Genomic DNA, 24,359 nt, shown 5'->3' on the forward strand with positions numbered 1-24,359 from the left:
AGCCCTCTACTATATCACGCTTTCTTGATCAGTCAAGAACTTTTTGAAGATCTTGTTTTGCTGACTTGCCGCTTCGCTTGGTGCGCTGCGGCATGGGAATGAATTATGCACCTTTTTTGACAATGCGCGAGTCCTGCTCGCACCAAAGCTGGGGGAAACCCTTCTTGTTGCGCGTTGGCAACGATCTGGTTGCACTGCGATCGACAGGCAGGGGCTCCAGACCGGTGCATACAGGAAGTGATTGCCCCACGGATAATGGCGGCATGGCTCTTTTGACTCTTTTGAATGCCCATCTGGCGTATGGGCACGTGGCGCTCCTGGATGGGGCGGATTTTTCACTCGAACTGCAGGAACGGGTGGGATTGATCGGGCGCAATGGCGCGGGCAAGTCTTCCTTGCTGAAGATACTGGCGAGCCTCGAACAGGCTGATGAAGGGACTGTGCTGGTGCAGCAAGGGGTGCGTGTCACCTATGTGGCACAGGAGCCGGTGCTCGATCCGGACTGGAGTGTGTTCGAGGCGGTCAGCCGGGGACTGGAGGAGGTTCTGGCGCTGAGGGAGCGTTTTCTGCACGAGACGGATGCACAGGCTCTGGATGCTCTGCAAGGGAGGATCGAGGCGCTTGATGGGTGGAACTGGGAGCAGAGGGTGACCGAGACGCTGCAGAGGCTGCATCTGGAGCGTGATGTGCGGGTGGGTGGTCTTTCTGGCGGGACCCGCAAGCGCGTGGCGCTGGCACAGGCGCTGGTTGCGCGACCGGATGTGCTGCTGCTGGATGAGCCGACGAACCATCTGGACATGAATTCGATTGTGTGGCTGGAAGATTTGCTCAGGGGGTTCAGGGGGAGTGTGGTGACGATCAGCCATGACCGCGCCTTTCTGGATGCGGTGTGTACCCGGATGGTGGAGCTGGATCGAGGTCGGCTATGGAGCTACCCCGGTAATTTTGCGCAGTATCAGGTGCTCAAGGAAGCACAACTGGCCCAGGAGACCGTGATCCAGGGCAAGGCCGATCGGCTGCTGGCGCAGGAAGAGGTCTGGATACGGAAGGGGGTGGAGGCTCGGCGCACGCGCAGTCAGAGCCGGGTGGTGCGTCTGCAGCGTCTGCGGCAGGCGCGGGCGGAACGTCGCGAGGCGGTGGGCCGCGTGCGCATGGAGGTGGCGAGTGGGCTTCCCAGTGGGAAGATCGTGGCGGAGCTCCAGCATGTGGACAAGCGTTTCGGGGAGAAGGTGGTGGTGCGGGATTTCAGTGCCACGATCCTGCGCGGCGACAAGGTGGGGCTGATCGGGCCGAATGGCGCCGGAAAAACGACTTTGCTGAAGCTGATTCTGGGAGAGCTTGCGCCGGATGCGGGGACGGTGCGACAGGGCGCCAATCTGCAGGTGGCGTATTTCGATCAGATGCGCGAGGCGCTGGATCTGGATGCCACGCTGGAGGATTTCATCAGTCCGGGCAGCGAATGGATCGAGATCGGGCAGCGGCGCCAGCACGTGAAGAGTTACCTGGGGGATTTTCTGTTCAGTCCGGCGCGTGCGGCGTCTCCTGTGCGGAGTCTGAGTGGCGGCGAACGCAACCGGCTGCTGCTGGCCCGCTTGTTTGCGCGTCCGGCCAATGTGCTGGTGCTCGACGAACCGACGAACGATCTGGACATCGACACGCTGGAGCTTCTGGAGGAGTTGCTGCAAAGCTATGAGGGAACGGTGTTTCTGGTGAGTCATGACCGGTCGTTTCTGGATCACGTGGTGACGAGCACGATCGTGAGTGAAGGAGAGGGGCGCTGGCGCGAATACGAAGGCAGCGTGCAGGACTGGTTGACGCAGTCCCAGCGTGCTGCAGAGCTGGTGCGAGAAGACAGGCCCCGCAACGAAAAGACCGATCCTGGGGCGGCATCGGCCACCGAGGCTCGTGCTTCCGGGAAATCGCCGGCACCGCGCCGCAAGCTGAGCTACAAGGATCAGCGCGAACTCGATGCCCTGCCGGGGCGCATCGAGGCCCTGGAAGCGGAGCAGGGGGAGATCCGATCGGCTCTGGCCGATGGGAGTCTGTATTCCAGCGACCTGCAGAAAGCCATTTCGCTGCAGCACCGCGACGAGGCGATCGAGGAGGAGCTGATGCAGGCGCTGGAGCGGTGGGAGCTGCTGTCGAGCACGCAGTCTTCTTCGTGAGATGACCTGCCGGGGGTGCGGGCAAGAGCCGGACAGAGGAAGGAGCAGCATGATGCGACACCGGATGGGCTGGATGTTTCTGGGCTTGGGCATGCTGCTGCTTGCAGGCTGCGCGGGCTTGCCCGACAACCGGGGACGTGAGGCGTCGTTTGCACTTGACGCTGGCGTGGCGACTCCGCTGCGGCGCTGGGAACAGAAGGCCATGCAGGACAGCGGCGGCAGGCAGCCGAGTGCCTTTGTGCTGGTGGACAGTGCGGACGGGGCCCTGGCAAGCCGTCTGGCTCTGATCGAGCAGGCCACCCGCACGCTGGATCTGCAGTATTACGCCATCCACGCCGATGGCAGCACGCGGGTGCTGTTGCAGGCCCTGCGGGCAGCGGCTGCCCGGGGGGTGCGGGTGCGCATTCTGCTGGACGACTTCAATACCCGCGGTGCGGATGCGCAGGTGCTGCAGCTGGCGTTCGTTCCCCACATCGAGATGCGGCTGTTCAATCCGTTGCCCGGGGGGCGCGCTCTGGGAGGATGGCGTGCCATGGTGACGCTGCGGGACTTTTCCCGGCTGCAGCACCGCATGCACAACAAGCTGTTCATCGCAGACAACATCATGGGCATCGTGGGGGGGAGAAATCTGGGAGATGCGTATTTCGGCCAAGCGGAGGACAGCAATTTCATCGACATGGATGTGCTGGCCACAGGGGCCATCGTGCGCCGGATGTCGGACAGCTTTGACAGGTACTGGAACCATCCGCTGGCCTACCCGGTCCAGCGGCTGCTGAGCCGCAGGGAACTCGATCGGCTGCGAACCACCTGGCAGCCGGTTTCGACGCGGCCGTCGTTTCCACCCGCACCAGCAGAGGAGGAGCCGGCGGCGCAGGCCTCCGGCCCTGCGGAGGATGGGCATTACCCGCCCGCCATGGATATCCTGCACGCCTCGTGGATATGGGCTCCCAGCGCCCTGCTGGCCGATGCCCCTGCCAAGCTGGAAGCCGAGGATGCGGATTCCGGAGGGCGCGTCTCCACCGACGACACCGTGGTGCATGGCCTGATGGATCTGATGGGATTCGCGCGACAGCGGGTGCTGATCGTCTCGCCCTACTTTGTGCCGGGCAAGGACATGCTGGCCCGCTTTGCCGCCATGCACCAGCGAGGGGTGCAAGTGGATGTGCTGACGAATTCGCTGGCGTCGACCGATGCGCCTGCCGCACATATCGGCTATGCCCGCCATCGTCGGGAGCTGCTGCGCAGCGGGGTCGCACTGCACGAGATGCGTGCCCTGCAGAAGCAGTCGGCACGCACGGTGTTCGGCTCGGCGGGAAAAGCGGCGCGTGCGAGCCTGCACGCCAAGCTGGTGGTGATCGATGGCCGGATCGTGGCGGTGGGGTCGATGAATCTTGACCAGCGCTCGCACCTGCAGAACAGTGAGGTGGGGCTGCTGATCCGCAGCCGGACGCTGGCGCAGATGATCGAGGAGCGGGTGACTCCGATCGTGCGCGAAAGCGCCTGGACGGTGCATCTGCGCACCGATGGCTCCCTGCTGTGGCAGGCCCCTCCAGAGAGCGGGCTGAACGACCAGACAGAGGAACCGGATGCCAGTCGTCCGCTGCGCTGGATGCTTCGCCTGATGGCCCCCTTTGCGCCAGACGAACTGCTGTGAACCCAAGGCGGCTCGGGGTGCCGCGCGTGGCCCGGGAACGACAAGGCGATGTCCTGCTGGCTGCAGAACCGGGCCAGGTTGGCAAAAATACTTTACAATCCGCGCTGCGCCGACTTAGCTCAGTTGGTAGAGCAACGCACTCGTAACGCGTAGGTCGCCAGTTCGATTCCGGCAGTCGGCACCAACCTCTCTCAGAACCCGCATGGGTCCCACAAGGACTCTGCGGGTTTTGTTTTGTGTGCGCCAGATGGGACGCCCTGGACGTGCGCCGATCGGACAGAGGCCGTCATCGGGCATGATGGTGGGCATGGAGACGGCCTGGCCCCGAGGGACAGGCCGTCATGATCGGCCTTGGCCGCATGTCTGGAGGATTCCCCTCATGAGTCTGCAACGCATCCTTCTCAATGCCTGGCTGCGCCGCATGGTGAAAGGCAGCCCGTCCGTGCCGCTCGATCCCGCCATGGTGCGCCAGCGGGTGCAATGGGTGATGCGCATGGCGCCGCCGCTGCCCCGCACGGTGGTGGTTCATCCAGCACCTCGGAGCGGTCGCCTGTGCCCGGCCGACTGGGTGGAGGGGCCTGTGACCGAACGCACCCTGCTCTACCTGCATGGTGGGGGGTATTTCTTCGGCAGCCCCGAAACGCATCGACAGATTTGCGCGCGGCTCGGGCTGCTGACACGCTCGCGGGTGCTGGTGCCGGATTACCGGCTGGCGCCGGAGCACCCCTTTCCAGCGGCAGTGGACGATGCCCTGTCCTGGTACCGAACGCTTCTGGAACAGGGGGTGAAGCCAGGGCGGCTCCTGGTGGCCGGGGATTCGGCCGGCGGTGGATTGGCGCTGTCCCTGCTAGTGGCCGCTCGCGCGGCAGGCTTGCCGATGCCGGCCTGTGCGGTGGCGTTTTCGCCCTGGACGGATCTGTCGATGAGTGGCAAGAGCGTGCGGGTCTGTGCGGAGAGCGACGTGATGTTCCACGCTCACTGGCTGGAGCAGGCTGCGGCCTGGTATCTGGCTGGACACGATGCCCGGGCGACCCCGCTGGCCTCGCCTCTGTTTGCCGATCTGCAGGGGTTGCCGCCCCTGCTCGTGTTTGCGAGTGCGCACGAGATGCTGCGCGACGATGCCACCCGGCTGGTGACACGAGCACTGGAGGCTGGCGTGGAGGCCACCCTGCATCTGGAGCCCCACATGGTGCATGCGTGGCCGGCCCTGTTTGCCAAGCTGCCGGAATCGAAGCGCACCCTGCGTCAGGCAGCGGACTTCATGATGCGCCACACGCAGGGAGCTCTCTGAGTCGCCCTGCTCCTTGCCTCGTCCGGGAAAGCAGGCGCACAGTGCCCTCAGGCGACGGGAGGCCGCTCGCGCAGGGTGTCGGGAGGCAGCTGGTCGATTTCGATGAGCAGCCGGGCAAGGGCCTGCCCTGCAGCGTCGAGCAGGGCCTGTCCCTTGGCGGCCGTGGCGGCGGCGGCATGGCCGGTGGCGCCTGCAGGGTTGTAATCCTGTGCCTGCCAGGCCAGCTTGGCGCTGCGGCCATTGCCGAGCGTGGGAAAGTGGGCAGCCCGGAACTCGGAGGTGCTGACGAAGTTCTGTGCCCGATCCATGTGCACGAGGCCGGGGGCAATGGCCAGCATGAGGCTGGTTTCGATCTCGCCGCCGTGCACCCCGAAGCGGTGTTCGTGCGCATCGAAGGCGGCATCGGCCTCGCCGAGCGGGAGGTTGAACCAGCTGCAGCCATAGACCAGCATGCCGAGGCGGGTGCGCAGATCGCGTGCCACCACGTCCAGGAGGCCCACATTGCCGCCGTGGGTGTTGAACAGGAGCAGCTTGCGCACTCCGCTGCGGGCCACGCACTCGGCCAGCTCGGTCCACAGCCGCAGCACGGTTTCGGCCGACAGGGTCAGGGTGCCCTCGAAGGCGGTGTGCTCGGTGCTGTAGCCTACGGCCTGCACGGGCAGGAACAGGGCCGGCAGATCGGGGGGCAGATGGGGCAGGCTGGCGGCGATCATGGCTTCGGCCAGCGCTGCATCGACGCGCACAGGAAGGTGCGGACCATGCTGCTCGGTGGCTGCCACGGGCAGAATGGCAATGGCACGACGGCGGTCAATGCGTGCCAGATCGGTGGTGGTCCAATCGGACCAGTAGCGCGACAGGGACGGGGAAGGAGATGCGGCAACCATGGACAGCATGATAGCTGCCGCATCGCTGCCCTACCCGCCCGCGCATAATGCAGAGCCACACAGGCACCCTGCCAGACCAGCCATAGGCATGCTCGCTGGACGGCCGGGCCGAGACGGTGCAGGGCCATACAGGATGCAGGTATGAAGCAAGCAATCAGGGGATTCGCCCGAGCCGTGACCGGCTGGATGCGGATCAGTCGTGGGGGCATGGTGCGGCCCCTGCCACAGGGCCGCATGACGGCTCCGCTGGCAAAGAAGGCATGGCGCAGGAACAGCGCAGGGATGGCCCTGGCCTTGGGGGCCTGCATGGCGGGTGCACCGCTCCAGGCTCAGCAGGTATCTGGCAGCGTGAGCGCCTCTTCTGCGTCGGCCTTTGCTGCTCTGACGACGGACGCCAGCGAGGTGCGCAATGACCAGGTGGATGCACGCCTGCTGGCCTATGCCCCGGAGGGGGTGGCCGCAGGCAAGCCGCTGTGGGTGGGGCTGCAGCTCACCCATCAGCCGCACTGGCACACCTATTGGCGCAATCCCGGTGACAGTGGACAGGCCACCTCCCTGCGCTGGACGCTGCCGGCCGGCATGACTGCCGGCGACGTGCGCTGGCCTGTGCCCACCCGGCTGCCGATTGGACAGCTGGCCAACTACGGTTACGACGGCACCGTGCTGCTGCCGGTGGCGGTACAGGTGGGCCCTGCATGGAAAGCGGGAGCCCCCGTCACTCTCCGGCTGCAAGCACAGTGGTTGGTATGCCGCAAGGAATGCATTCCGCAGCAGGGACAGTTCAGTCTCACGCTGCCGACAGGACAGGCGCAAACCGCCTCGCGCCCGGCCTTCGAGGCGGCCCTGGCCCGGGTACCAGTTGAGGCACTGCCCGGAGCCAAGCCGCCCAGCGCCCATGCCCGTGTCGATGCCACGGCGCATGCGCTGCGCTACGAGGTGCAGGGCCTGCCGGCTGCCTGGCAGGGCAAGGCGCTCAACCTGTATCCCGAAACACCCACCATCACGCCCCCGGCCGATGCGGGCAAGCAAGGATGGTCGGGGGGCACCTGGTGGATGACGCTGCCGCTCGACGAGGCCCAGCGCACCGACAGCCCCGGCGCCCTGCCGATCGTGCTCGCCCTGCGGGGCGAGACGGATGCGGATGGCATCGCGCGCAATGCGGCACAGGTGCCGCCGCTGCGGCTGGTGGCTCCGGTGCAGGGGACCTGGCCGGCGCCTGCCCAGGCGCGGGCCGAGGTGTCTCCTGCCCTGCAGGCTGCCCTGCAATCGGCACAGCAGGCCGCATCCGCGACGCAGGGCCCGGCCGAAAGTGCTCTGGGGCCGGGATGGTGGCTGGCACTCGGGGCCGCGCTGCTGGGGGGGCTGATTCTGAATCTGATGCCCTGTGTCTTTCCCGTGCTGGCGATCAAGATCCTGGCGCTGAGCCGCCACGCCCACGATGCCCGGCAGCAGCGCCTGAGCGGACTGGCCTATTCGGCGGGAGTCATTCTGAGCTTCGTGCTGCTCGCTGGCGGACTGCTGGCGCTGCGCTCCACGGGGCAGCAGCTCGGCTGGGGATTCCAGCTCCAGAATCCCTGGACCGTGGCGGCGCTGGCCACCCTGTTCACGCTGCTGGGTCTGAATCTGGCCGGCCTGTTCGAGGTGGGACATGTCTTGCCGGCCCGCTGGATGCAGGCCACGGCCCGACATCCGGTGACGGATGCCCTGCTGTCGGGAGTGCTGGCCGTGCTGGTAGCCTCGCCCTGCACTGCACCATTCATGGGGGCCTCGCTCGGGCTGGCCATGACCTTGCCGGCCTGGCAGGCTCTGACGATCTTTGCCGCCATGGGTCTGGGACTGGCACTGCCTGTGGGCGTGGGGAGCTTTTTCCCCGGCCTGACGCGCTGGCTGCCCCGGCCGGGGGCCTGGATGCAGACTTTCCGCACCCTGATGGCCTTTCCCATGCTGGGCACGGTGATCTGGCTGGTGTGGGTCCTGGGGCAGCAGAGCGGCATGGATGGCGCCGCCGCCCTGCTGGCGCTGCTGCTGGCGGGCAGCGGGCTGGTATGGACCCTGACGCTGGAAGGCCGGGGACGCTGGGCGCTGCGCGGCCTGTTTGCCGCCGTGCTCATCTGGCTGATGACCGGCTACGCACCGCTGATCGGCAGGAGCTTGCCCGCCGGGGACACTGCACAGGCCACCGAGACTGCTGCCGGGTGGCAGCCATGGTCCGAAGCGCGGGTGCAGCAGGCCCTGGCCGCAGGGCAACCCGTATTCGTGGATTACACCGCAGCCTGGTGTGTGACCTGCCAGGTCAACAAGCACACCGTGCTGGAAACCGAGGACTTCCGCCGCGCCGTGCAGGCACGCCATGTGCTGCTGCTGCGTGCCGACTGGACGCGGGCCGACCCGGCCATTACCGCTTCGCTGGCCCGGCTGGGGCGCAGCGGCGTGCCCGTGTACGTGCTGCATGATCCGCGCCACCCCGACCGGCCCCACGTGCTGGTGGAAGTCCTGCGCTTGAAGAATGTGCAGGAGGCGCTATCTGCGCTGTAGGTGCCGGATGCTGCGCGGCTCTCCATAATGGTCAGTCACGCACCACCCCACCATTGATTTGCTCACCCATCAGGAGACTCTGCCATGCAGGAAAACATCACCCGCCTTCTCGAAAACAGCCATACCGTGGCGGTCGTGGGGCTGTCGGACAATCCGGAGCGCGCAAGCCATGAAGTGGCCCACTATCTGCAGTGCGCCGGCTACCGGGTGGTGGCGGTAAACCCCGTGCTGGCAGCCAAGGGTGCCAAGGTGCTCGGCGAGACTGTCTACCCGGATCTGCCGACTGCAGCCCAGGCCCTCAAGGAGGCGGGCGAGCATCCCATCGACATCGTCGACGTGTTCCGCAAGTCGGAAGATGTGCCTCCCGTGGCTGACCAGGCCATTGCCATCGGTGCACCCGCGCTGTGGCTGCAGCTGGGAGTGCACCATCCCGATGCCGAACACAAGGCCGAGGCGGCAGGGCTCACGGTGGTGCATGACAAGTGCATCAAGATCGAGCTGGGGCACCGCGGCATTGTGCGCCACGCATGATGGCCATGTCTTCCGCCGCCGAACACGCCTCGCCCCATGCCGCTCCCCTGGCGCACCGGGGCAGACGCCTGCTGCGTCACCTGCCCTATCTGGCTGGAGCGGGAGTGGCGTGTGCCCTCACTGCGGGCGTGACCTGGCTGCTCATGGGCGGCCGGATGCAGCAGGCCTATGACGAGGTGCAGACCCTGCAGCGGCAGGTCCAGCAGACCCATGCCGAACTGCTGGGCTATTCGCGCTACAGCACCTACCTGACGGTGGGCAAGCAGTCCCTGGCCGAACACCTCAAGCTTCTGACCGCCACCGTGGTGCGCGAGGAAGGGGTGACCCAGGTCGTGGAGCGCTCGGTACTGGGGTTCTCGTCCACCGGCACGGTCGCCATCTGGTATACGGTGGAGTATCCGGTGGGATATGACCTGCAGCCCGGGAGCTACGACATTCGATCGACTCCGGCCGGCATCGAGATCCGGCTGCACAAACCGGCGCTGGTGGCACAGCCTGCAGTGCGCGATCTGCGCTACAAGATTTTGTCCGGGGGACTCTTTACCGACGAAAAGGCAGCCGTGCTCAAGCTCTATGAGCAGGCATCGGCCCAGGCCGCAGCCACGGGCAAGACCATCGCCTCAGACCCGGCCGTGATGGCGCTGTGCGAGAAGAAACTCACCGAATTCCTCGCCGACTTCCTGCGCAAGCAGCCGGGAGTGACCATGGTCCCGCAGATCCGGGTGGTCTATACCTCCTGATCCGGGAGTGCTTCGGGGCAGGAGCGGCCTTGCCAGAGGCCGTTTCTGCCCCCCTCTGCTACTCGGTGCCCCATCCCTTGCAGAAAAGGGCACACGGCGGACAGAGCAGTGGTGTGTCGACTCAGTGCTTTTCGGAGTACTGCTTCATCTTGATGGCAGCAGCCAGAAGCGCCACGCTGCCCAGAGCCTTGAGCAGGCCCGAATGCTGGGCATAGAAGTCGCTGAGCTGCTGGCTGATTTCGGGCTTTTGCGCCTGAGCGGCATCCACCACCTGCGTGACCTCGGCGGGAGAGAGCTGGGCCACTTCGCTTTCGCTGACCTGCTGGGCACCGGGCTTCATGACCTTCTGCAGAATGCCGCCTGCCAGCGCACCAGCGGCAGCCGGGCCCAGCGCCTGGATGATCTGGTTGACCAGCCCTGCCTGCTGCTGGCTGCTGGACTGCCCGAACATCTGCCCCACCAGATTGCCGATGGACGGTGTGTCGGTGGCATCAAAGGCCGCCCGCAGTCCCTGGGACAGCACATCGGGCGAAGCCTGGTCGACCACCGCATCCACCTGATGCGACTGGGTGCCGCCCTGCTGGGTGGCTGTGGAAACAAGTTGCGTGAGTGCGTCGAGCAGTCCCATGGTTTCTCCTGAAGGTGGAAAAAGGAAAGAAGAAGGCGCCCCCGTGTCTGCAAGGGACACCCTTCGCCCACAGTATCGGGCATGGACAGAGCATGGCAGCCGACGTGTTGGCAACAGCTTGCAACCAAAGTCCACACCAGTGACGCAGATCACGGAGCGTGCTCCGTGCAGAGCAGCGCCGTCCCGCGCTGAGCAACAGAGTCCTGGCAGCCATGCGGGCTCTCGCTGATCCCGCGCAAGTCGGGCAGGGAGTGGAATCAGAATTCCCTGCGACAATAGCCCGCATGACTGAAGCCTCTACTGCACCGATCTCCCCTGCTGGCACGTCCTTTGCGCCTTTGCAGAACGACACTTTCCTGCGGGCCTGCATGGGTCTGGCCACCGACTACACCCCTTTGTGGCTGATGCGACAGGCGGGCCGCTACCTGCCCGAATACCGTGACACCCGCGCCCGCGCCGGGAGCTTCATGGGACTGGCCACGCAGGTGGATTACGCCACCGAGGTGACGCTGCAGCCTCTGGAGCGCTATGCACTGGATGCGGCCATCCTGTTCAGCGACATCCTGACCGTGCCGGATGCCATGGGGCTCGGCCTGAGCTTTCAGCAGGGCGAGGGACCGCGCTTTGCCCGTGCCATCCGGGACGAGGCCGCAGTGGCAGCACTGGCCGTCCCTGATCTGGAGCGCCTGCGCTATGTGTTCGATGCCGTGACCAGCATCCGGCGAGCCCTGCAGGGACGCGTGCCGCTGATCGGATTTTCGGGAAGCCCCTGGACCCTGGCGTGCTACATGGTCGAAGGGGGCAGCAGCGACGATTACCGCACCGTCAAAACCATGCTCTATGCCCGCCCCGACCTGCTGCATCGCATTCTGGAAGTGAACGCGCGCAGCGTGGCGGCCTATCTCAACGCACAGATCGACGCAGGTGCACAGGCCGTGATGGTGTTCGACAGCTGGGGCGGCGTACTGTCGGATGCCGCCTTCCGCTCCTTCAGCCTGGCCTACACGGCGCAGGTGCTGGCCCTGCTCAAGCGCAGCGGCCCCGATGGCCAGCCCGTGCCACGCATCGTGTTCACCAAGGGCGGGGGTCTGTGGCTCGACGCCATGCAGGCGCTGGACTGCGAGGTGCTGGGCGTGGACTGGACCGTCCACCTCGGCCGTGCGCGTGCCCAGCTGTGGGAGCACGGCCAGGGCAAGGCCCTGCAGGGCAACATGGATCCCATGGCCCTCTTCGCGCCGCCCGAGGCCGTGGCCGCAGAAGCGCGCCGGGTTCTGGACAGCTTCGGCGCCCCGCACCAGGGCGTCGGACGCGGCCCCACGCACATCTTCAACCTGGGGCATGGCATCAGCCAGTTCACGCCCCCGGAACATGTGTCGGCCCTGGTCGAAACGGTGCACGCCCACTCCCGCACGCTGCGGGCATAGGCGAGCCGGGCTTCTACAGAAGCCTGAGGCGTCAGCCGCCGTCCGCCCCGCATGCCCCTGCGCAGGTGCACTTGGGGCTGACTGACTCTTTGATGCGCGCCCTGCCCTTGCAGGGCTTTTTCGTTGCGCACACACGCAGGACGCATGCACACGTGCGCAGGAATATTGCGCACCTCAGCTGCAGCGCCGGGCAACGCCCCCTCCGGCAAGTCACGCACCCGAGCACAGGAAGCGTCTCGGGGCGTCACACGCCGGAAAGGCGTGCGACGCCCTGCACTTTTCCCCGATTCTTGCCCATCGGCACAGGACTTGTGCACAGAAATGGGCAAGCGAACAGACCCGCTCCTCAGGCGGCCATGCCTGGCGATGCGCATGGGCATGAAATCGTCAACCTATTGAAAAGATGCATGTTTTTTGCGAATGCCATACGCTTGTCCGTGCCACTCATCCACAGGACACGGCTGGGTTGTCCCGTGCTGTGCAGGCACTATGCACAAAGTTATCCACAGGTTTGACGAGGGGGTAAAAAAGCCTTTGGAAACCGGGGCTTGGCGCCGATCATGCGCGGTCGGGATGAAGAAACGCATGGAAGTGCACCGTCTGCTGGGGCACCTTCCCATGCGTTTCCTGTCGCCAGATCCTTGCGTGACCATTTTTCAGGCATCGTGCTGGAAGCCTTGTGCCATGCGGCTTCCAGCGGTTTCGCACGTGGGACTCCACAGCCTTGTCCCCACGATCCGGGGATGAATTCACCTGCCAGCCCTGCTCACGTGGCGCCAAGTGACACGCGCGGCACCGCAGCGCCCTGTCGGGCCGCCAATCCCGGAAAAATCTGTCCCAGAAGGCTCCAAGAAGGGCTCCAACCCGCCCCTTCTGCCCATACGGCCTCATCTGCCTGTCATTTAGGCATCGCGCTGAAAGCCTTGTGCCATGCGGCTTCCAGCGGTTTCGCACTTCCGGCTCCACACCGTTGTCCACAGAATGGAGGGACATCTGCCATGTAAGGCCTGACACGCCCTGGCACTCCCTGCACCACAGGTGCATCTCCCAGATTGCGCCCCACGATGGACGAGCAGAAAGGGGGAGGTGACAAGGTGCATGCACGCCGGGCCGTTGCCGGGGGACATGTCTGCCCCGCCCAGGGGCGTCACACCGAAACCGCAAGGGCTCACCATGCACGGTTTTTCATATGCCGGGAAGGGGATGCCCATTCCGAAGCGATGGGACTTGTACACAACAAAGGGATTCCAGTGTCAAGTCTTTTTTGGGCGCTCCTGCATGCGACATGAAGATTACACAAAAAATGCAAGTTATTGATTTTATTGATATTGCATGAGATTGCCCGAAATGGGTGCAGGCCAAGCTCCACGTGGCGTGACGCGGGGTTACGCGCTCCGTCCCAAGGTCATGCACAAAGTTATCCACAGGCTCTGTGCATGGAAAATTTCTTTCCGTCCGGCTGACGGCAGCCTCCCTGTCTGGCCCCGACATCGGCAAGGGGAAGCTCCCTGCGCTGCGTGTGCGCCGGACGCCAGGACCTCTCATGAAGGCAAGGAAGAGCTCTGTGCAGGAGCTGCCTATTTACCAGGCAGCATGGTGTGACTCCATACAAATCAAGGAGTTGCGCCTCCCTGTCACGCACGGCCCACACCTTTGTCCACAGGCGGTGGGGACATGCCCACAGACGATTGCGGGTACAGTCGGTGCCATGCAGCTCCCACCTTCCGACGAGGCCCTGTTCCCGGACCTGGAACCGCCCACCCCCTCGCCATCCCCCCCCGCTTTCCCCGGTGCGGGGGTGCGGCTCGACGTGCTGGTAGCCCTGCCGGCCCACAGTCCGCTGTCGATGGCACCGCTGCCCTACCTGCACGACACGGCTCTGCCGCCCGGCACCCTGGTTCGGGTCCCGCTGGGAGCGCGGGAGGTGCTGGGCATCGTCTGGGATGAAGCTGCCGACATGCCCGGCACCGAGGTGGCGCCCGAGGCCATCCGCCCCGTGCGCACAGCCCTCACCGACCTGCCCCCGCTCAATGCGCACTGGCGCCAGCTCATCGCCTTCACGGGGCGCTACTACCAGCGCAGCCCCGGGGAAGTGGCCCTCTCGGCATTGCCTCCGCAGCTGCGCGATCTCGATGCCGTGCAGCTCGGGCGCCGCCTGCGCAAGCTCCAGGCCACCGCCACGGCCCAGCCGCCGGACACGCCCGCCTCTGTGCCGCCTCCCCTTACCCCGCAGCAGCAACAGGCCCTGCAGGCACTCGAAACCTCGGGCGAGGGGGCTGGCGGGCAGGCTCCACGCCCCTGCCTGCTGTTCGGCAGCACGGGCAGCGGCAAGACCGAGGTGTACCTGCACGCCGTGGCACGCGCCCTGGCCGCCACCCCGCAGGCCCAGGTGCTGGTGCTGGTGCCCGAGATCAACCTCACTCCGCAGCTCCAGGCTCGCTTTGCAGACCGCTTCCCGCAGGAACGCATCGCCGCCCTGCACAGCGGCCTCACGCCTGCGCAGCGGCTGCAGCACTGGCTGGCCGCGCATACCGGCGTGGCGCGCATCGTGCTGGGCACGCGCATGGCCGTGCTGGCCTCCATTCCCCACCTGCAGCTGGTGGTGGTGGACGAGGAGCACGACCCCAGCTACAAGCAGCAGGAAGGTGCGCGCTACTCCGCCCGTGATCTGGCCATCTACCGTGCGCACCATCAGCAGGCGCGGGTACTGCTCGGCTCGGCCACCCCCTCGCTGGAGAGCTGGTACCAGAGCCGCCCGGCCGAAGGAGACGAACCGGCAGGACGCTATCTGCGGCTCGCCATGCCGGAGCGCATCGGCGCAGCACCCCTGCCGCGGGTGCGCCTCGTCGACATGGCCCATGCGCCACGGGGAGCCGTGTTCAGCCCGCTGCTGCTCGAAGCCATCGGCACACGTGCCGCCCGGGGAGAACAGACCCTGGTGCTGCTCAACCGGCGCGGCTACGCCCCCGTGCTCCACTGCCCCGACTGCGGCTGGAAAAGCGAATGCCCGCACTGCAGTGCCTATCGGGTGTTTCACAAGGCTGACCGCACCCTGCGCTGCCACCACTGCGGCTACACCGAACGCGTCCCTCGGGCCTGCCCTGTGTGCGGCAATCTCGACATCCGCACCCTGGGCCAGGGCACGGAGCGGCTGGAGGAATCCCTGGCCGAGCACCTGCAGGCCCTGCGGCGCGCCGATGGTGCCCCCCTTGCCATTGCCCGCATCGATGCCGACACCACCCGCCATGCCGGCGCGCTCGAAGCCCAGCTCGCCCGCGTGCACAGCGGCGATGTGGACGTGCTGGTGGGCACCCAGATCATTGCCAAGGGGCACGACTTCCGCCGCGTCACCCTGGTGGCGGCCCTCAACCCCGACGGGGCGCTGTTCAGCAGCGACTTCCGCGCCCCCGAGCGCCTCTTTGCCCTGCTGATGCAGGCGGGCGGACGGGCCGGCCGCGACGCGGCACTGGTGCGGCCCGACACCCCCGCCGAGCTGTGGGTGCAAACCCAGTTCCCCACCCACCCGCTTTTTGCGGCCCTGCGCGCACACGACTACCCGGCCTTTGCGGCCCGGCAGCTGGAGGAGCGGCATGATGCGGGCCTGCCCCCCTACAGCCACCATGCACTCGTGCGCGCCGAAAGCCGCAGCCAGGAGGCCGCCCAGGGCTTTCTGCGGACGGCCGCCGAGGCCTGTGGCGAGCTGGCTGCTGCCACAGGCGTGTACTGCTACCCCGCCGTCCCCATGACGCCCCAGCGCGTGGCCAACCAGGAACGGGCCCAGATGCTGCTCGAAAGCCCGAACCGCGCCGCGCTGCAGCACTTTCTGCACCATTTCTCGCAGATGCTGCACGCCCATCGGGACCGTGCCATCCTGCGCTGGGCCATCGACGTCGATCCTCTGGCCATCTGATCCCTGTCGCTGTGCGCGCGTCTCAATGCATCCAGGCTGGCGCCATCGACGCGAGCAGCAGCACCGCCATGCTCCAGTTGAAGGCCTTCAGCACGCGGGGCTGCCGCAGACTGCGGCGCAGGGCCTGCCCCATGCCGGCCCACACGCTCACGCAGGGCAGATTGATCACTCCGAACAGGGCTGCCGCCCCCAGCACCATCGGCACGCCGCTGCCGGCCGGCACATAGGTGGTGTACAGGCCCAGCGCCATCACCCAGAGCTTGGGATTCACCCACTGAAAAGCCGCCGCCCCCCAGAATCCCAGAGGCTGCGCACGCACTCCCTGCGGGGAGCTGCCCTCGCCTTCATGGCCCTCCCCTGCACGCTCCTCGGCCTCCCGAGGGGCCGGCATGCGCGTGAGCTGCCAGGCCAGCCACAGCAGATAGGCCATGCCCAACCCCTGCAGCACACCATGCAGCACCGGCCAGCGCACGAACAGCTGTGCAAGCCCCAGCCCCGTCAGGGCCACCATCACCGCCGCCCCGATCGAAATGCCCATCACATGCGGCACGCTGCGCCGCACGCCGAAGCGCACACCCGAACTCAGCAGCATGAGGTTGTTGGGCCCCGGGGTGATCGACGTCACCACGGTGTAGAGCACGATCGGGCCAGCCAGCGCCGGCGCCATGGACAGGGCAGTCATGAGGGCATCTCCGCAAAAGACAGGGCACGCGGGGGAGCAGAACAGGGCAACGGCAGAAAGTCTCCCGCTCCAGTCCGGCCAGACCCGCGACAGGACTTCATTGGACACGCCACATCCGATACAGTAGCGACACAGTTGACCGGATCACATAGCTCACTGTACTGCCGGCATCACCTCTACAGTTTCCCGATACAGCCACCATGACACCTGCTGCGCCCCCGCCTTCTTCGGATGAGTCCACAGTCCTGCGCCGCGAGTCCGGCATCGCACTGACCGACCAGCTTGCCGCCCTGTTCGGACAGCGCATCGTGGCCGGGCTGCTGGCCCCCGGCGCTCGCCTGCCCTCGGTGCGCGATGCCGCCACGCGGTATGGCGTGAGCCCCCACACCGTGGTGGCCGCCTACGACCAGCTGCTCGCGCGCGGCCTCATCGAGGCCCGCAGCCAGCGCGGCTTCTATGTGCGCGACCTCCGCACCTCGGCCGCCAGCCAAAGCGCCAGCGCCCCTGCCTCCGAAGCGGTACCGGCTGGCGTGCCCAACGACGTGGGCACGCTCATCCGCACCATGTTTCCCGCAGGGGTGCAGCTCCCCGAGGACGAGCACACGCCCACGGCCATGCATCAGGCGCCCGCCATGTCGAGCCACCACCTCGGCAAGCCCTCTCCCGCCTCGGGCGTGCTGCCACCCGAATGGCTCGATCCCTCGCTGCTCACGCGCGCCCTGCGCCGCGCCGGCAGCCAGGACATCGAGGCCAGCGGCGCCCTGTACGGCAGCCCCAAGGGCGATCCCCTGTTGCGCGCCATGCTGGTGCAGCACGTGGAGGCCTTGGGCTTTCAGGCCAGTGCCGCGCAGATCGTCACCACCACCGGCGCGACCCATGCGCTCGATGTGGTGGCGCGCACCCTGCTGCGCCCCGGCGACTGCGCCCTCGTCGATGCGCCCGGCTGGTCGGTGGAGTACGCCCGTCTGGCACGCATGGGGGTACGGCTCCTGCCGGTGCCCCGCAGCGGCGACGGCATCGACCTGGAGGCGCTCGCCCAGCTGGCGGCACGCCACCGGCCACGCGTGTATTCGCTCGTCTCGGTGCTGCACAACCCCACCGGCCACAGCCTCTCGCCCGTCGAGGCACACCGCATCCTTCAGCTGGCCGAAGCACACGACTTCCTGCTCATCGAGGACGACAGCTACGCGGCTTTTGCGCCTGCGCACAGTCCCCGGCTGGCCGCGCTCGACGGACTGCAGCGCACCTTCTACGTCACCGGCTTTGCCAAGATCGTGGCCCCGGGCTGGCGCGTGGGCTGTGTCATCTGCCCGCCCCGGTGGACCGATGCCGTGCTCGACACCAAGCTCATCGCCGGACTCAACACCCCCACCCCCACGGAGCGTGCCCTTGCGCTGTGCCTGCAGCAGGGCTGGCTCAGGCGCCATGCCGAAGCCACCCGCGCCCGGCTCGATGCCGCCCGCAGCCGCTGTGTGCGCCTGGCCCGCCAGCATGGTCTGCATCTGGCCGCACCGCCAGCAGGCCTATTCGGCTGGATCGAGACGGGCGTGGATACCGAGCGGCTCGGCCAGCGGCTGCTCGACCATGGCTGGCTCATCGCGCCCGGCCACCTCTTCTATCCCGAGCGACGCACCAGCACCTGCATGCGCATCAACTTTGCAGTGTCGCAGGAGGCTGCCTTCTGGCGCTGCCTGGCCGACGAGATCCGGGCCCTGGGAGCGCCCTCTCCCTCGACATCGGCCTGAAGCCCCGAAGCCCCGAAGCCAGACAGCGCGGGACAGCACAAGGGCAGGCACCTGGATGGCTGCCGCCCTGGGCCTGCAAAAAAGCGCCCTCAGCGCCCGGACGGACGAAGGGCTGGAGATGATGGAGTGGTGCTCAGCCTGCGCGGGCAGCGTCGATGGCCTGCGCGAGCAGCTGGATGCCGCGGTCGATCTCCTCGGCCGTGGCCGTGACGAAGCTCAGCCGCAGCGTGCGCATGTCGGGATTGGTGTCGTAGAACGCCGACCCCGGCACATAGGCCACCCCCTTCTGGATCGCCTGCGGCAGCAGCTTGACGCTGTCCATGCCCACAGGCAGGCGCATCCACAGGAACATGCCCCCGGTGGGCGTGTTCCAGGTGACGTCTTCCGGCATGTGGCGCCTGAGCGCGTCCAGCATGGCATGGCACTGCGTGCGATAGAGCTCCCGGATGCGGGCCAGATGCGCGGGCAAGAAGCCCGGCTTGGTCAGCACCTCGGCAGCGAGACGCTGGTTGAGGCTCGGGCTGTGCAGGTCGGATGCCTGCTTGGCCTGCAGCAGCTTGGGGTACACCGCATCGGGAGCCACGATGTAGCCGAGCCGCAGGCCCGGCGATAGCACCTTGGAGAGCGAGCCCAGATACAGGCTGTGCTCGGGGTGCAGGCTGCTGATGGGAGCAGGCGGCGGTGCGTCGAACCACAGCTCGCCGTAGGGATTGTCCTCGACGATGGGCAGCCCCAGGGCCTCGCAGGTCTGCCCCACGGCCTGGCGCTGCTCGGCCGTCATGGTGAGCCCGGTGGGGTTCTGGAAGGTCGGCAGCAGGTACAGAAAGCGCGAGGCATACCGCAGCTGCTCGCGCTCCAGCACATCCAGATTGATGGACCCGCCCGCGTCGTTGGGCACGCTGAAGATTTCCGGCTCGTAGGTCGAGAACGCCTGCAGCGCCCCCAGGTAGGACGGGGTCTGCACCGCCACCCGGCTGCCTTCGTCGAGCAGGATCTTGCCCACCAGATCCAGCGCCTGCTGGGAGCCGGTGGTGATGAGCACCTGGCTCGGCGAAATGTCCCACGGCAGCGATTCGGCCACCCACTCGCGCAGCGGGCCATAGCCCTCGCTGGCCGCGTACTGGAGCGCCGCGCGCGGATGCTCGCGCATCACCTTGGCGTAGGCCTCGTTGAAGGCTTCGACCGGAAAGGCCTCCGGCGAGGGCAGGCCCCCGGCAAAGCTGATGATTTCGGGCTGCTCGGTGACCTTGAGGATCTCGCGGATGACCGACGGGCTCATGGTGGCCGCACGGGTGGCAAACTGCCAGTGTTTCATGAAGGGCTCCGGATGCCGCACCCCCGCTCCGTCCGACACGGGGCGATGGGCGCAGAAGATGTGCCTATTGTGGCGCAACCCGGGCCCTGCGCCCGCACGCGGACACAGTGTCCCCCGCACAGGGCGGGACTTGCCGGCCGCGCCCTACTGCCCCTGCAGCAGGCGCCGGATGTCGGCCGCCATGGCCTCGGGCTTGGAGCCGTAGTTGCTGTGCAGGCGCACATGGCCCTGCGGGTCGAACAGGAGCACGCCGGCGGTATGGTCCATGGTGTAGCTCGTGGGAGTGCTGCCCTCGACCTTGTGGTAGTAGACCTTGAAGTCCGGGGCCACGCGGTCCCTGAGCTCCTGCGGGGTGGGCACCAGTGCGAGAAAGGTCGGATCGAAGTTGGCCATGTACTGCTGCAGCATCTGGGGCGTGTCGCGGGCAGGATCGACCGTGACGAACAGCACCTGCAGCCGGCTGGCATCGGCTCCCAGCAGGCGCTTGACCTGCACCATCTCGGACAGGGTGGTCGGGCACACGTCGGGGCACTGCGTGTAGCCAAAGAACATGGCGACCACCTTGCCGCGGAAGTCCGCCAGCGTGCGCCGCTGGCCGTGCATGTCGGCCAGGGAGAAGTCCTTGGCGTAGTTCGCCCCGCTCACGTCCAAGCTGTTGAAGCTGCCGGCACTGCCCGGCTTGCCCGCCGAGGAAGATCCGGCATCGCAGCCGGCCAGCCCCAGTGCAGCAGCGGCAGCGGCAGCCGCCGCCAGTCCCAGGCCCGGCACCATGCGCAGCACACGGCGGCGCGCCATGGCGGAGGAGGAGAAGGAAGAAAGCGGGTGTTCGCGTGTCATGCCGGCATTGTACGAAGGCCTGCTCGTCCAAGGCCACCCGGCACGTCTGTGGAACATGCAGGGGATGTCAGGGACGGTCGCGGCGCAGCATGCGGCGCATCTGGTCGAGCCCGATGGCGGTCGTGCCGTCGGCCCCCGCTCGGGGCGAGGGCTGCAGGGCATGGCCATAAATGATCTCGAACGTCAGCGCAATGGAGCCGTTGCGCTCCAGGCTGCGCAGCCCCTCGTGCAGCCGGCCCAGCCAGGCGCGGCCATGCGTGACGCCATCGCGGTCCACGGCCAGATTGCGCCCCAGCTCGCGCAGCTCCTGCAGGGCGCGCTCGGGAGTGGCAAAGGTGAGGGTGATGCGTTCCATGTCCATCACCGGCTCGGCAAACCCGGCCCCGACCAGCATGTCGCCCCAGTCGTGCATGTCGGTATAGGTGTGGGTGGGGGCTGGCCAGCCCAGCCGGGCATACAGGTCGCGCAGCTCGCGCAGCGTGTCCGGCCCCAGGGCCGAGAACATCACGAAGCCGTCCACGGCCAGCAGCTCGCGCCAGCGGGCGAGCAGGGCCTGCGGATCGGCGGCCATGTGCAGCGCCATGTTGGCCCACAGCATGTCCATGCTGCCAGGCTGGGGGGCTTCAGTATGGGTGTGCGGCCCGCGCAGACGGCTCCAGGTGCGCTGCAGCCAGCCGGAAGACGCCTCGGCCGCTGCAGCCGGGGCGTCGAGCGCCTCCGCCAGCCCCGCCGCCCGCGCCGGCGGCAGGCCCGGCTCCAGCGCCCAGGCTTCGGCCTGCGGATAGTGCCCGCGCACGAGCGCATGCGCGGCGCGCCCGCCCTTGAGCGGCGCCCAGTGCAGCCACTGCCGGGGCTGCAGGGTGATGACGTCGAGGCGCTCCTGCATGCGGCGCGCCACCTCCTCGTGCAGCCAGGGGCTCTGGGGCAGGACAAGCTGCTGCCAGCGCCGCGCGGCACGGGGATCGATGCTGGGGGGAAGATCCGGGGTACTCACGGGGCCGCAGTATAGTGGCAGCCATGCATCTGCCTGCCCCCTGCCCCTCCATGCCCATGCGCGCCGTCCGTGATCGGAAGGTGCCGCATGCCGTGTGCGGCGGGGCTGACGGAGCCCCTGCATGAGCCTGTTCCCGACCTCGATCTCCCGCAGCACCGCACCCCGTGGCTGGCTGCAGCGGCTCCTGACACCGCGCACCCTGCAGATGCCTTCCGTGTGCAGCATCTGCCATGCGTGGCCCGCCCGGCTGGTGTGCCAGACCTGCGTGGAGCGCTTCGGTGTGCCGGTGCGGCGCTGCCGGGCCTGTGCCCTGCCCCTGCCCGCTTCCGACCCCGATGCCACGCTGTGCGCCAGCTGCCTGACCGCACCGCCTGCCGCACTGGCCGGCTGCCACGCAGCCCTTCCCTATGCATGGCCCTGGAACGGCTGCATCGACCGCTTCAAGTTCCATGCCCAGCCGGGGCTGGCCACCGCCCTGGCCGAGCGCATGGCTGCCCACTCCGGCATCGCGGACGCACTCCGGCAGGTCGATCTGCTCGTGCCGATTCCCCTGTCGGCCGACCGGCTGGCCCAGCGCGGCTACAACCAGTCCTTGCTGCTGGCTCGCGCCCTGCGCCGCCTGTGGCGCCATGACCTCGGCGGGGCAGACGACCGTGCCGTGCTGCGCCCGCAGGCCCTGCAGCGCGTGCGCTCCACCCTGCCCCAGAGCACCCTGAACCCCACCGACCGCCGGCGCAACGTGCGGGGCGCCTTTGCCGTGCCTGCCGGCCACACCGGCGCCGATCTGCAGGGGCGCCATGCCCTGCTGCTCGACGACGTGATGACCACCGGCCACACGCTGCAGGAAGCGGCGCGCGTGCTGCGCCGGGCAGGCTGTGCCTCGGTGCAGGCCGTGGTGCTCGCCCGTGCCGACCGTCCCTGAAGGAAACCGTCCCCCATGTTCCACGTCGTCCTCGTGCATCCCGAGATTCCCCCCAACACCGGCAACATCATCCGCCTGTGCGCCAACACCGGCTGCGACCTGCACCTCATCGAGCCGCTGGGCTTCAGCATGGAAGACAAGCTCATGCGCCGCGCCGGGCTCGACTACCACGAATACGCCGACGTGCGCCGCCATGCCGACTGGGAACAGTTCCTGCGCAGCGCGCACCCGGAGCCCGCCCGCATGTACGCTTTCACCACCCGGGGGGCGCGCCCGGTGCACAGCGCCACCTTTGCCCCGGGAGACTGGTTCGTCTTCGGCTGCGAAACGGCCGGACTGCCCCCCGAGCTGCGCGACCGGTTTGCACCGGAGCAGCGTCTGCGCCTGCCCATGCGTCCCGGGCAGCGCAGCCTCAACCTGAGCAATGCCGTGGCCGTCTCGGTCTACGAGGCCTGGCGCCAGTGTGGCTTCGAAGGCGCCACGGCATGATGTGCCTGCCGGCGTCCCCGGCCCCGCAGCCATTCTCGGGCTGCGGGCCCTGTCAGCCGGCGGAGGCTGCGCCCCCCTCGTCCGCAAAGCCCACCCGATAGCCTCGCCCCTCCAGAAGCGCGACCATGGCCGCCTCGCCATGAATCCGCAGGGCCTGTGCCCGTGTGCAGGCGTAGCGCACCGTGGGCGGCCGCAGGGACACGAGCTTGCGCAGCGGCGCATGCTGCCCGAACAGCCGGCGCACATCCATGCCTGCATGCAGCGCAGGGGCAGCGTATTCGATGGCAAAGTCCCGCGCCAGCTCCAGCGTGGGGTAGCGCAGGCCACAGGCTTCCAGCGCAGGCCGGAGCACGGCGGTGAGCTGCACGTCCTCGTTGAGCGGGTCATGCATCCAGTGCAGCGCCAGCGGCTGGTCTTCTCCGGCACGCCACAACCGGTCCGGCGGGTCGATCGTCACCCGCACGCGGTCCCGGTAGGTGTGCAGCGCACGCAGCATGCGCTGGCTGCGCAGGGAAAATCCCCCATTGAGCACGGGCAGGATGCGCGCGCCGTCGGGCAGCGCCGCCTCGGTCCACTCGAAGCCCCGCATCCACTGCTCGCGGCCTGCCTGCAGCACGCGTGCGAGGTGGATCGGCGCGCCCAGATAGTCGCAGGCATAGAAGGCATCCTGCCAGTTGGCGGCATCGAGCACCCAGCCATCCTGCTGCACGATGAGCGCGAATTCCGTCTGCACCAGCGGGCCGAGCGCATACAGCACAAACCACGAATAGCCCTGGTAGTCCAGCGGCGCCACGGGCACATGGCGAATCGAGGCGGGCAGCTCCGCAGGACGCTGCGGACTGCACAGCAGCGCGGACGCGCCCGGCATCTGCTCCAGGCTCCACACCAGCCCCAGCGCCGTCCCCGCCGCATCGGCTCTGCCATCGACCGCCACCAGCGTGAGGGGCGCAAAGGTGCCGCTCACGGCCGGGCCTCCACCATCGTGTGCACCCCGCGCCTCACAGCACGCGGCAGGCGTCGTCGAACGACAGCCGGTGCTGGCGCGGATGGGTTTTGGCCGGATCGGCGTAGCCCAGATTGAGCAGGAAGTTCGCCTGCCAGCGTCCATCGGGGAAGAACGTGCGGTTCACCCCTTCCGCATCAAAGCCGCTCATGGGACCGCAATCGAGCCCCAGCGCCCGGGCGGCCAGCAGGAACCAGGCGCCTCCCAGGGTGCCGTTGCGGCTGGCCGTGGCCTGTGCCAGGGCCGGCTGGCCGGCGAACAGCTCGCGGGCCGAGACGTCGTGCCACACCTCGGGCAGATGGTCGTAGAACCGGGTATCCGTCGCCACGATCACGCAGACGGGGGCTTCCGTCACCTTGGAGCGGTTGCCCTCCTTGAGATGCGGCAGCAGCCGCTCCCGGCCCTCGGGGGTGGTCAGCATCACGTACCGCGCGGGCTGGGAATTCATGGCCGTGGGGCCCCAGCTCGCCAGCGCGTAAATGCGCCGCAGCATCTCCAGAGAGACGGGCCGGTCGAGAAAGCCACTGGCCGTGCGGGCCTCGGCAAAGAGCTGGGCCAGCGCAGCGGCTTCCAGTGGGGCATGGGTATGCATGGCAATGTCCTTGTGTGA

At 67.5% G+C, this 24,359-nt stretch carries 19 protein-coding genes and 1 tRNA gene; 12 read left to right on the forward strand and 8 right to left on the reverse strand.

Features of this window, described 5'->3' with window-relative positions; all coding sequences use genetic code 11:
* Nucleotides 1–263: 263 nt before the first annotated feature.
* From ACE3P9_RS09660 to ACE3P9_RS09675, 4 genes are all read left to right on the forward strand, one after another.
* A complete protein-coding gene (locus ACE3P9_RS09660; protein WP_374493713.1) occupies nucleotides 264–2,165 on the forward strand; it encodes an ATP-binding cassette domain-containing protein in 1,902 nt (633 codons plus the stop codon).
* A gap of 49 nt (nucleotides 2,166–2,214) precedes the next feature.
* The gene (locus ACE3P9_RS09665) at nucleotides 2,215–3,819 is read left to right on the forward strand and encodes a phospholipase D family protein (protein WP_374493715.1); all 1,605 of its coding nucleotides are present in this window, start codon (nucleotides 2,215–2,217) and stop codon (nucleotides 3,817–3,819) included.
* Between the two features lie 108 nt (nucleotides 3,820–3,927).
* A tRNA-Thr gene (locus tag ACE3P9_RS09670) sits at nucleotides 3,928–4,003 on the forward strand.
* A gap of 195 nt (nucleotides 4,004–4,198) precedes the next feature.
* On the forward strand, nucleotides 4,199–5,110 hold the full coding sequence (locus ACE3P9_RS09675; RefSeq protein ID WP_374493718.1) for an alpha/beta hydrolase: 912 nt from the start codon (nucleotides 4,199–4,201) through the stop codon (nucleotides 5,108–5,110).
* 47 nt (nucleotides 5,111–5,157) lie between these two features.
* On the opposite strand, the gene ACE3P9_RS09680 is transcribed toward ACE3P9_RS09675, so the two are convergent.
* Nucleotides 5,158–5,994 (reverse strand): creatininase family protein, encoded by an 837-nt coding sequence (locus ACE3P9_RS09680; protein WP_374493801.1) that lies wholly within the window; start codon nucleotides 5,992–5,994, stop codon nucleotides 5,158–5,160.
* Between the two features lie 234 nt (nucleotides 5,995–6,228).
* On the opposite strand from ACE3P9_RS09680, the gene ACE3P9_RS09685 reads away from it, so the two are divergent.
* The 3 genes from ACE3P9_RS09685 (at nucleotide 6,229) to ACE3P9_RS09695 (ending at nucleotide 9,800) form a co-directional block, all read left to right on the forward strand.
* A complete protein-coding gene (locus tag ACE3P9_RS09685) occupies nucleotides 6,229–8,529 on the forward strand; it encodes a protein-disulfide reductase DsbD family protein (protein ID WP_374493802.1) in 2,301 nt (766 codons plus the stop codon).
* A gap of 84 nt (nucleotides 8,530–8,613) precedes the next feature.
* Entirely contained in the window at nucleotides 8,614–9,060 is a 447-nt protein-coding gene (locus tag ACE3P9_RS09690) for a CoA-binding protein (RefSeq protein WP_374493720.1), read from the forward strand.
* A 5-nt stretch (nucleotides 9,061–9,065) separates the two neighbouring features.
* Nucleotides 9,066–9,800 carry a hypothetical protein gene (locus ACE3P9_RS09695; protein ID WP_374493722.1) on the forward strand — a complete coding sequence of 245 codons (735 nt, stop codon included), beginning with the start codon at nucleotides 9,066–9,068 and terminating at the stop codon, nucleotides 9,798–9,800.
* A 121-nt stretch (nucleotides 9,801–9,921) separates the two neighbouring features.
* Here the strand turns inward: ACE3P9_RS09695 and ACE3P9_RS09700 are convergent, their stop codons facing one another.
* A complete protein-coding gene (locus tag ACE3P9_RS09700; protein ID WP_374493724.1) occupies nucleotides 9,922–10,428 on the reverse strand; it encodes a hypothetical protein in 507 nt (168 codons plus the stop codon).
* Between the two features lie 284 nt (nucleotides 10,429–10,712).
* On the opposite strand from ACE3P9_RS09700, the gene hemE reads away from it, so the two are divergent.
* Both hemE and priA read left to right on the forward strand, forming a co-directional pair.
* Complete coding sequence (hemE, locus tag ACE3P9_RS09705; protein WP_374493726.1) at nucleotides 10,713–11,852, forward strand: uroporphyrinogen decarboxylase; 1,140 nt, start codon at nucleotides 10,713–10,715, stop codon at nucleotides 11,850–11,852.
* A gap of 1,708 nt (nucleotides 11,853–13,560) precedes the next feature.
* Entirely contained in the window at nucleotides 13,561–15,762 is a 2,202-nt protein-coding gene (gene priA / locus ACE3P9_RS09710) for a primosomal protein N' (protein WP_374493727.1), read from the forward strand.
* Nucleotides 15,763–15,784: 22 nt separating this feature from the next.
* On the opposite strand, the gene ACE3P9_RS09715 is transcribed toward priA, so the two are convergent.
* Nucleotides 15,785–16,444, reverse strand: coding sequence for a LysE family translocator (locus ACE3P9_RS09715; RefSeq protein ID WP_374493729.1), 660 nt, complete (start codon nucleotides 16,442–16,444; stop codon nucleotides 15,785–15,787).
* A gap of 200 nt (nucleotides 16,445–16,644) precedes the next feature.
* Here ACE3P9_RS09715 and ACE3P9_RS09720 point away from each other — a divergent pair, with 200 nt between their 5' ends.
* The gene (locus ACE3P9_RS09720) at nucleotides 16,645–18,189 is read left to right on the forward strand and encodes a PLP-dependent aminotransferase family protein (protein ID WP_374493731.1); all 1,545 of its coding nucleotides are present in this window, start codon (nucleotides 16,645–16,647) and stop codon (nucleotides 18,187–18,189) included.
* A 133-nt stretch (nucleotides 18,190–18,322) separates the two neighbouring features.
* Here the strand turns inward: ACE3P9_RS09720 and ACE3P9_RS09725 are convergent, their stop codons facing one another.
* The 3 genes from ACE3P9_RS09725 to ACE3P9_RS09735 form a co-directional block, all read right to left on the reverse strand.
* On the reverse strand, nucleotides 18,323–19,504 hold the full coding sequence (locus ACE3P9_RS09725) for a PLP-dependent aminotransferase family protein (protein ID WP_374493732.1): 1,182 nt from the start codon (nucleotides 19,502–19,504) through the stop codon (nucleotides 18,323–18,325).
* Nucleotides 19,505–19,648: 144 nt separating this feature from the next.
* Nucleotides 19,649–20,299, reverse strand: coding sequence for an SCO family protein (locus tag ACE3P9_RS09730; RefSeq protein ID WP_374493803.1), 651 nt, complete (start codon nucleotides 20,297–20,299; stop codon nucleotides 19,649–19,651).
* 109 nt (nucleotides 20,300–20,408) lie between these two features.
* Nucleotides 20,409–21,335 carry a biotin synthase gene (locus ACE3P9_RS09735; protein ID WP_374493734.1) on the reverse strand — a complete coding sequence of 309 codons (927 nt, stop codon included), beginning with the start codon at nucleotides 21,333–21,335 and terminating at the stop codon, nucleotides 20,409–20,411.
* A 121-nt stretch (nucleotides 21,336–21,456) separates the two neighbouring features.
* Here ACE3P9_RS09735 and ACE3P9_RS09740 point away from each other — a divergent pair, with 121 nt between their 5' ends.
* Both ACE3P9_RS09740 and trmL read left to right on the forward strand, forming a co-directional pair.
* Nucleotides 21,457–22,257, forward strand: a complete 801-nt coding sequence (locus ACE3P9_RS09740; RefSeq protein WP_374493735.1) for a ComF family protein — start codon at nucleotides 21,457–21,459, stop codon at nucleotides 22,255–22,257.
* A gap of 15 nt (nucleotides 22,258–22,272) precedes the next feature.
* A complete protein-coding gene (gene trmL, locus ACE3P9_RS09745) occupies nucleotides 22,273–22,746 on the forward strand; it encodes a tRNA (uridine(34)/cytosine(34)/5-carboxymethylaminomethyluridine(34)-2'-O)-methyltransferase TrmL (RefSeq protein WP_374493737.1) in 474 nt (157 codons plus the stop codon).
* 52 nt (nucleotides 22,747–22,798) lie between these two features.
* On the opposite strand, the gene ACE3P9_RS09750 is transcribed toward trmL, so the two are convergent.
* Both ACE3P9_RS09750 and ACE3P9_RS09755 read right to left on the reverse strand, forming a co-directional pair.
* Nucleotides 22,799–23,710 carry a DUF5672 family protein gene (locus ACE3P9_RS09750; RefSeq protein WP_374493738.1) on the reverse strand — a complete coding sequence of 304 codons (912 nt, stop codon included), beginning with the start codon at nucleotides 23,708–23,710 and terminating at the stop codon, nucleotides 22,799–22,801.
* 34 nt (nucleotides 23,711–23,744) lie between these two features.
* Nucleotides 23,745–24,341 carry a malonic semialdehyde reductase gene (locus ACE3P9_RS09755; protein ID WP_374493740.1) on the reverse strand — a complete coding sequence of 199 codons (597 nt, stop codon included), beginning with the start codon at nucleotides 24,339–24,341 and terminating at the stop codon, nucleotides 23,745–23,747.
* Between the last annotated feature and the right edge of the window lie 18 nt (nucleotides 24,342–24,359).

The organism is Allobrachymonas sp., assembly GCF_041912815.1.
GTDB lineage: Bacteria > Pseudomonadota > Gammaproteobacteria > Burkholderiales > Burkholderiaceae_C > Brachymonas.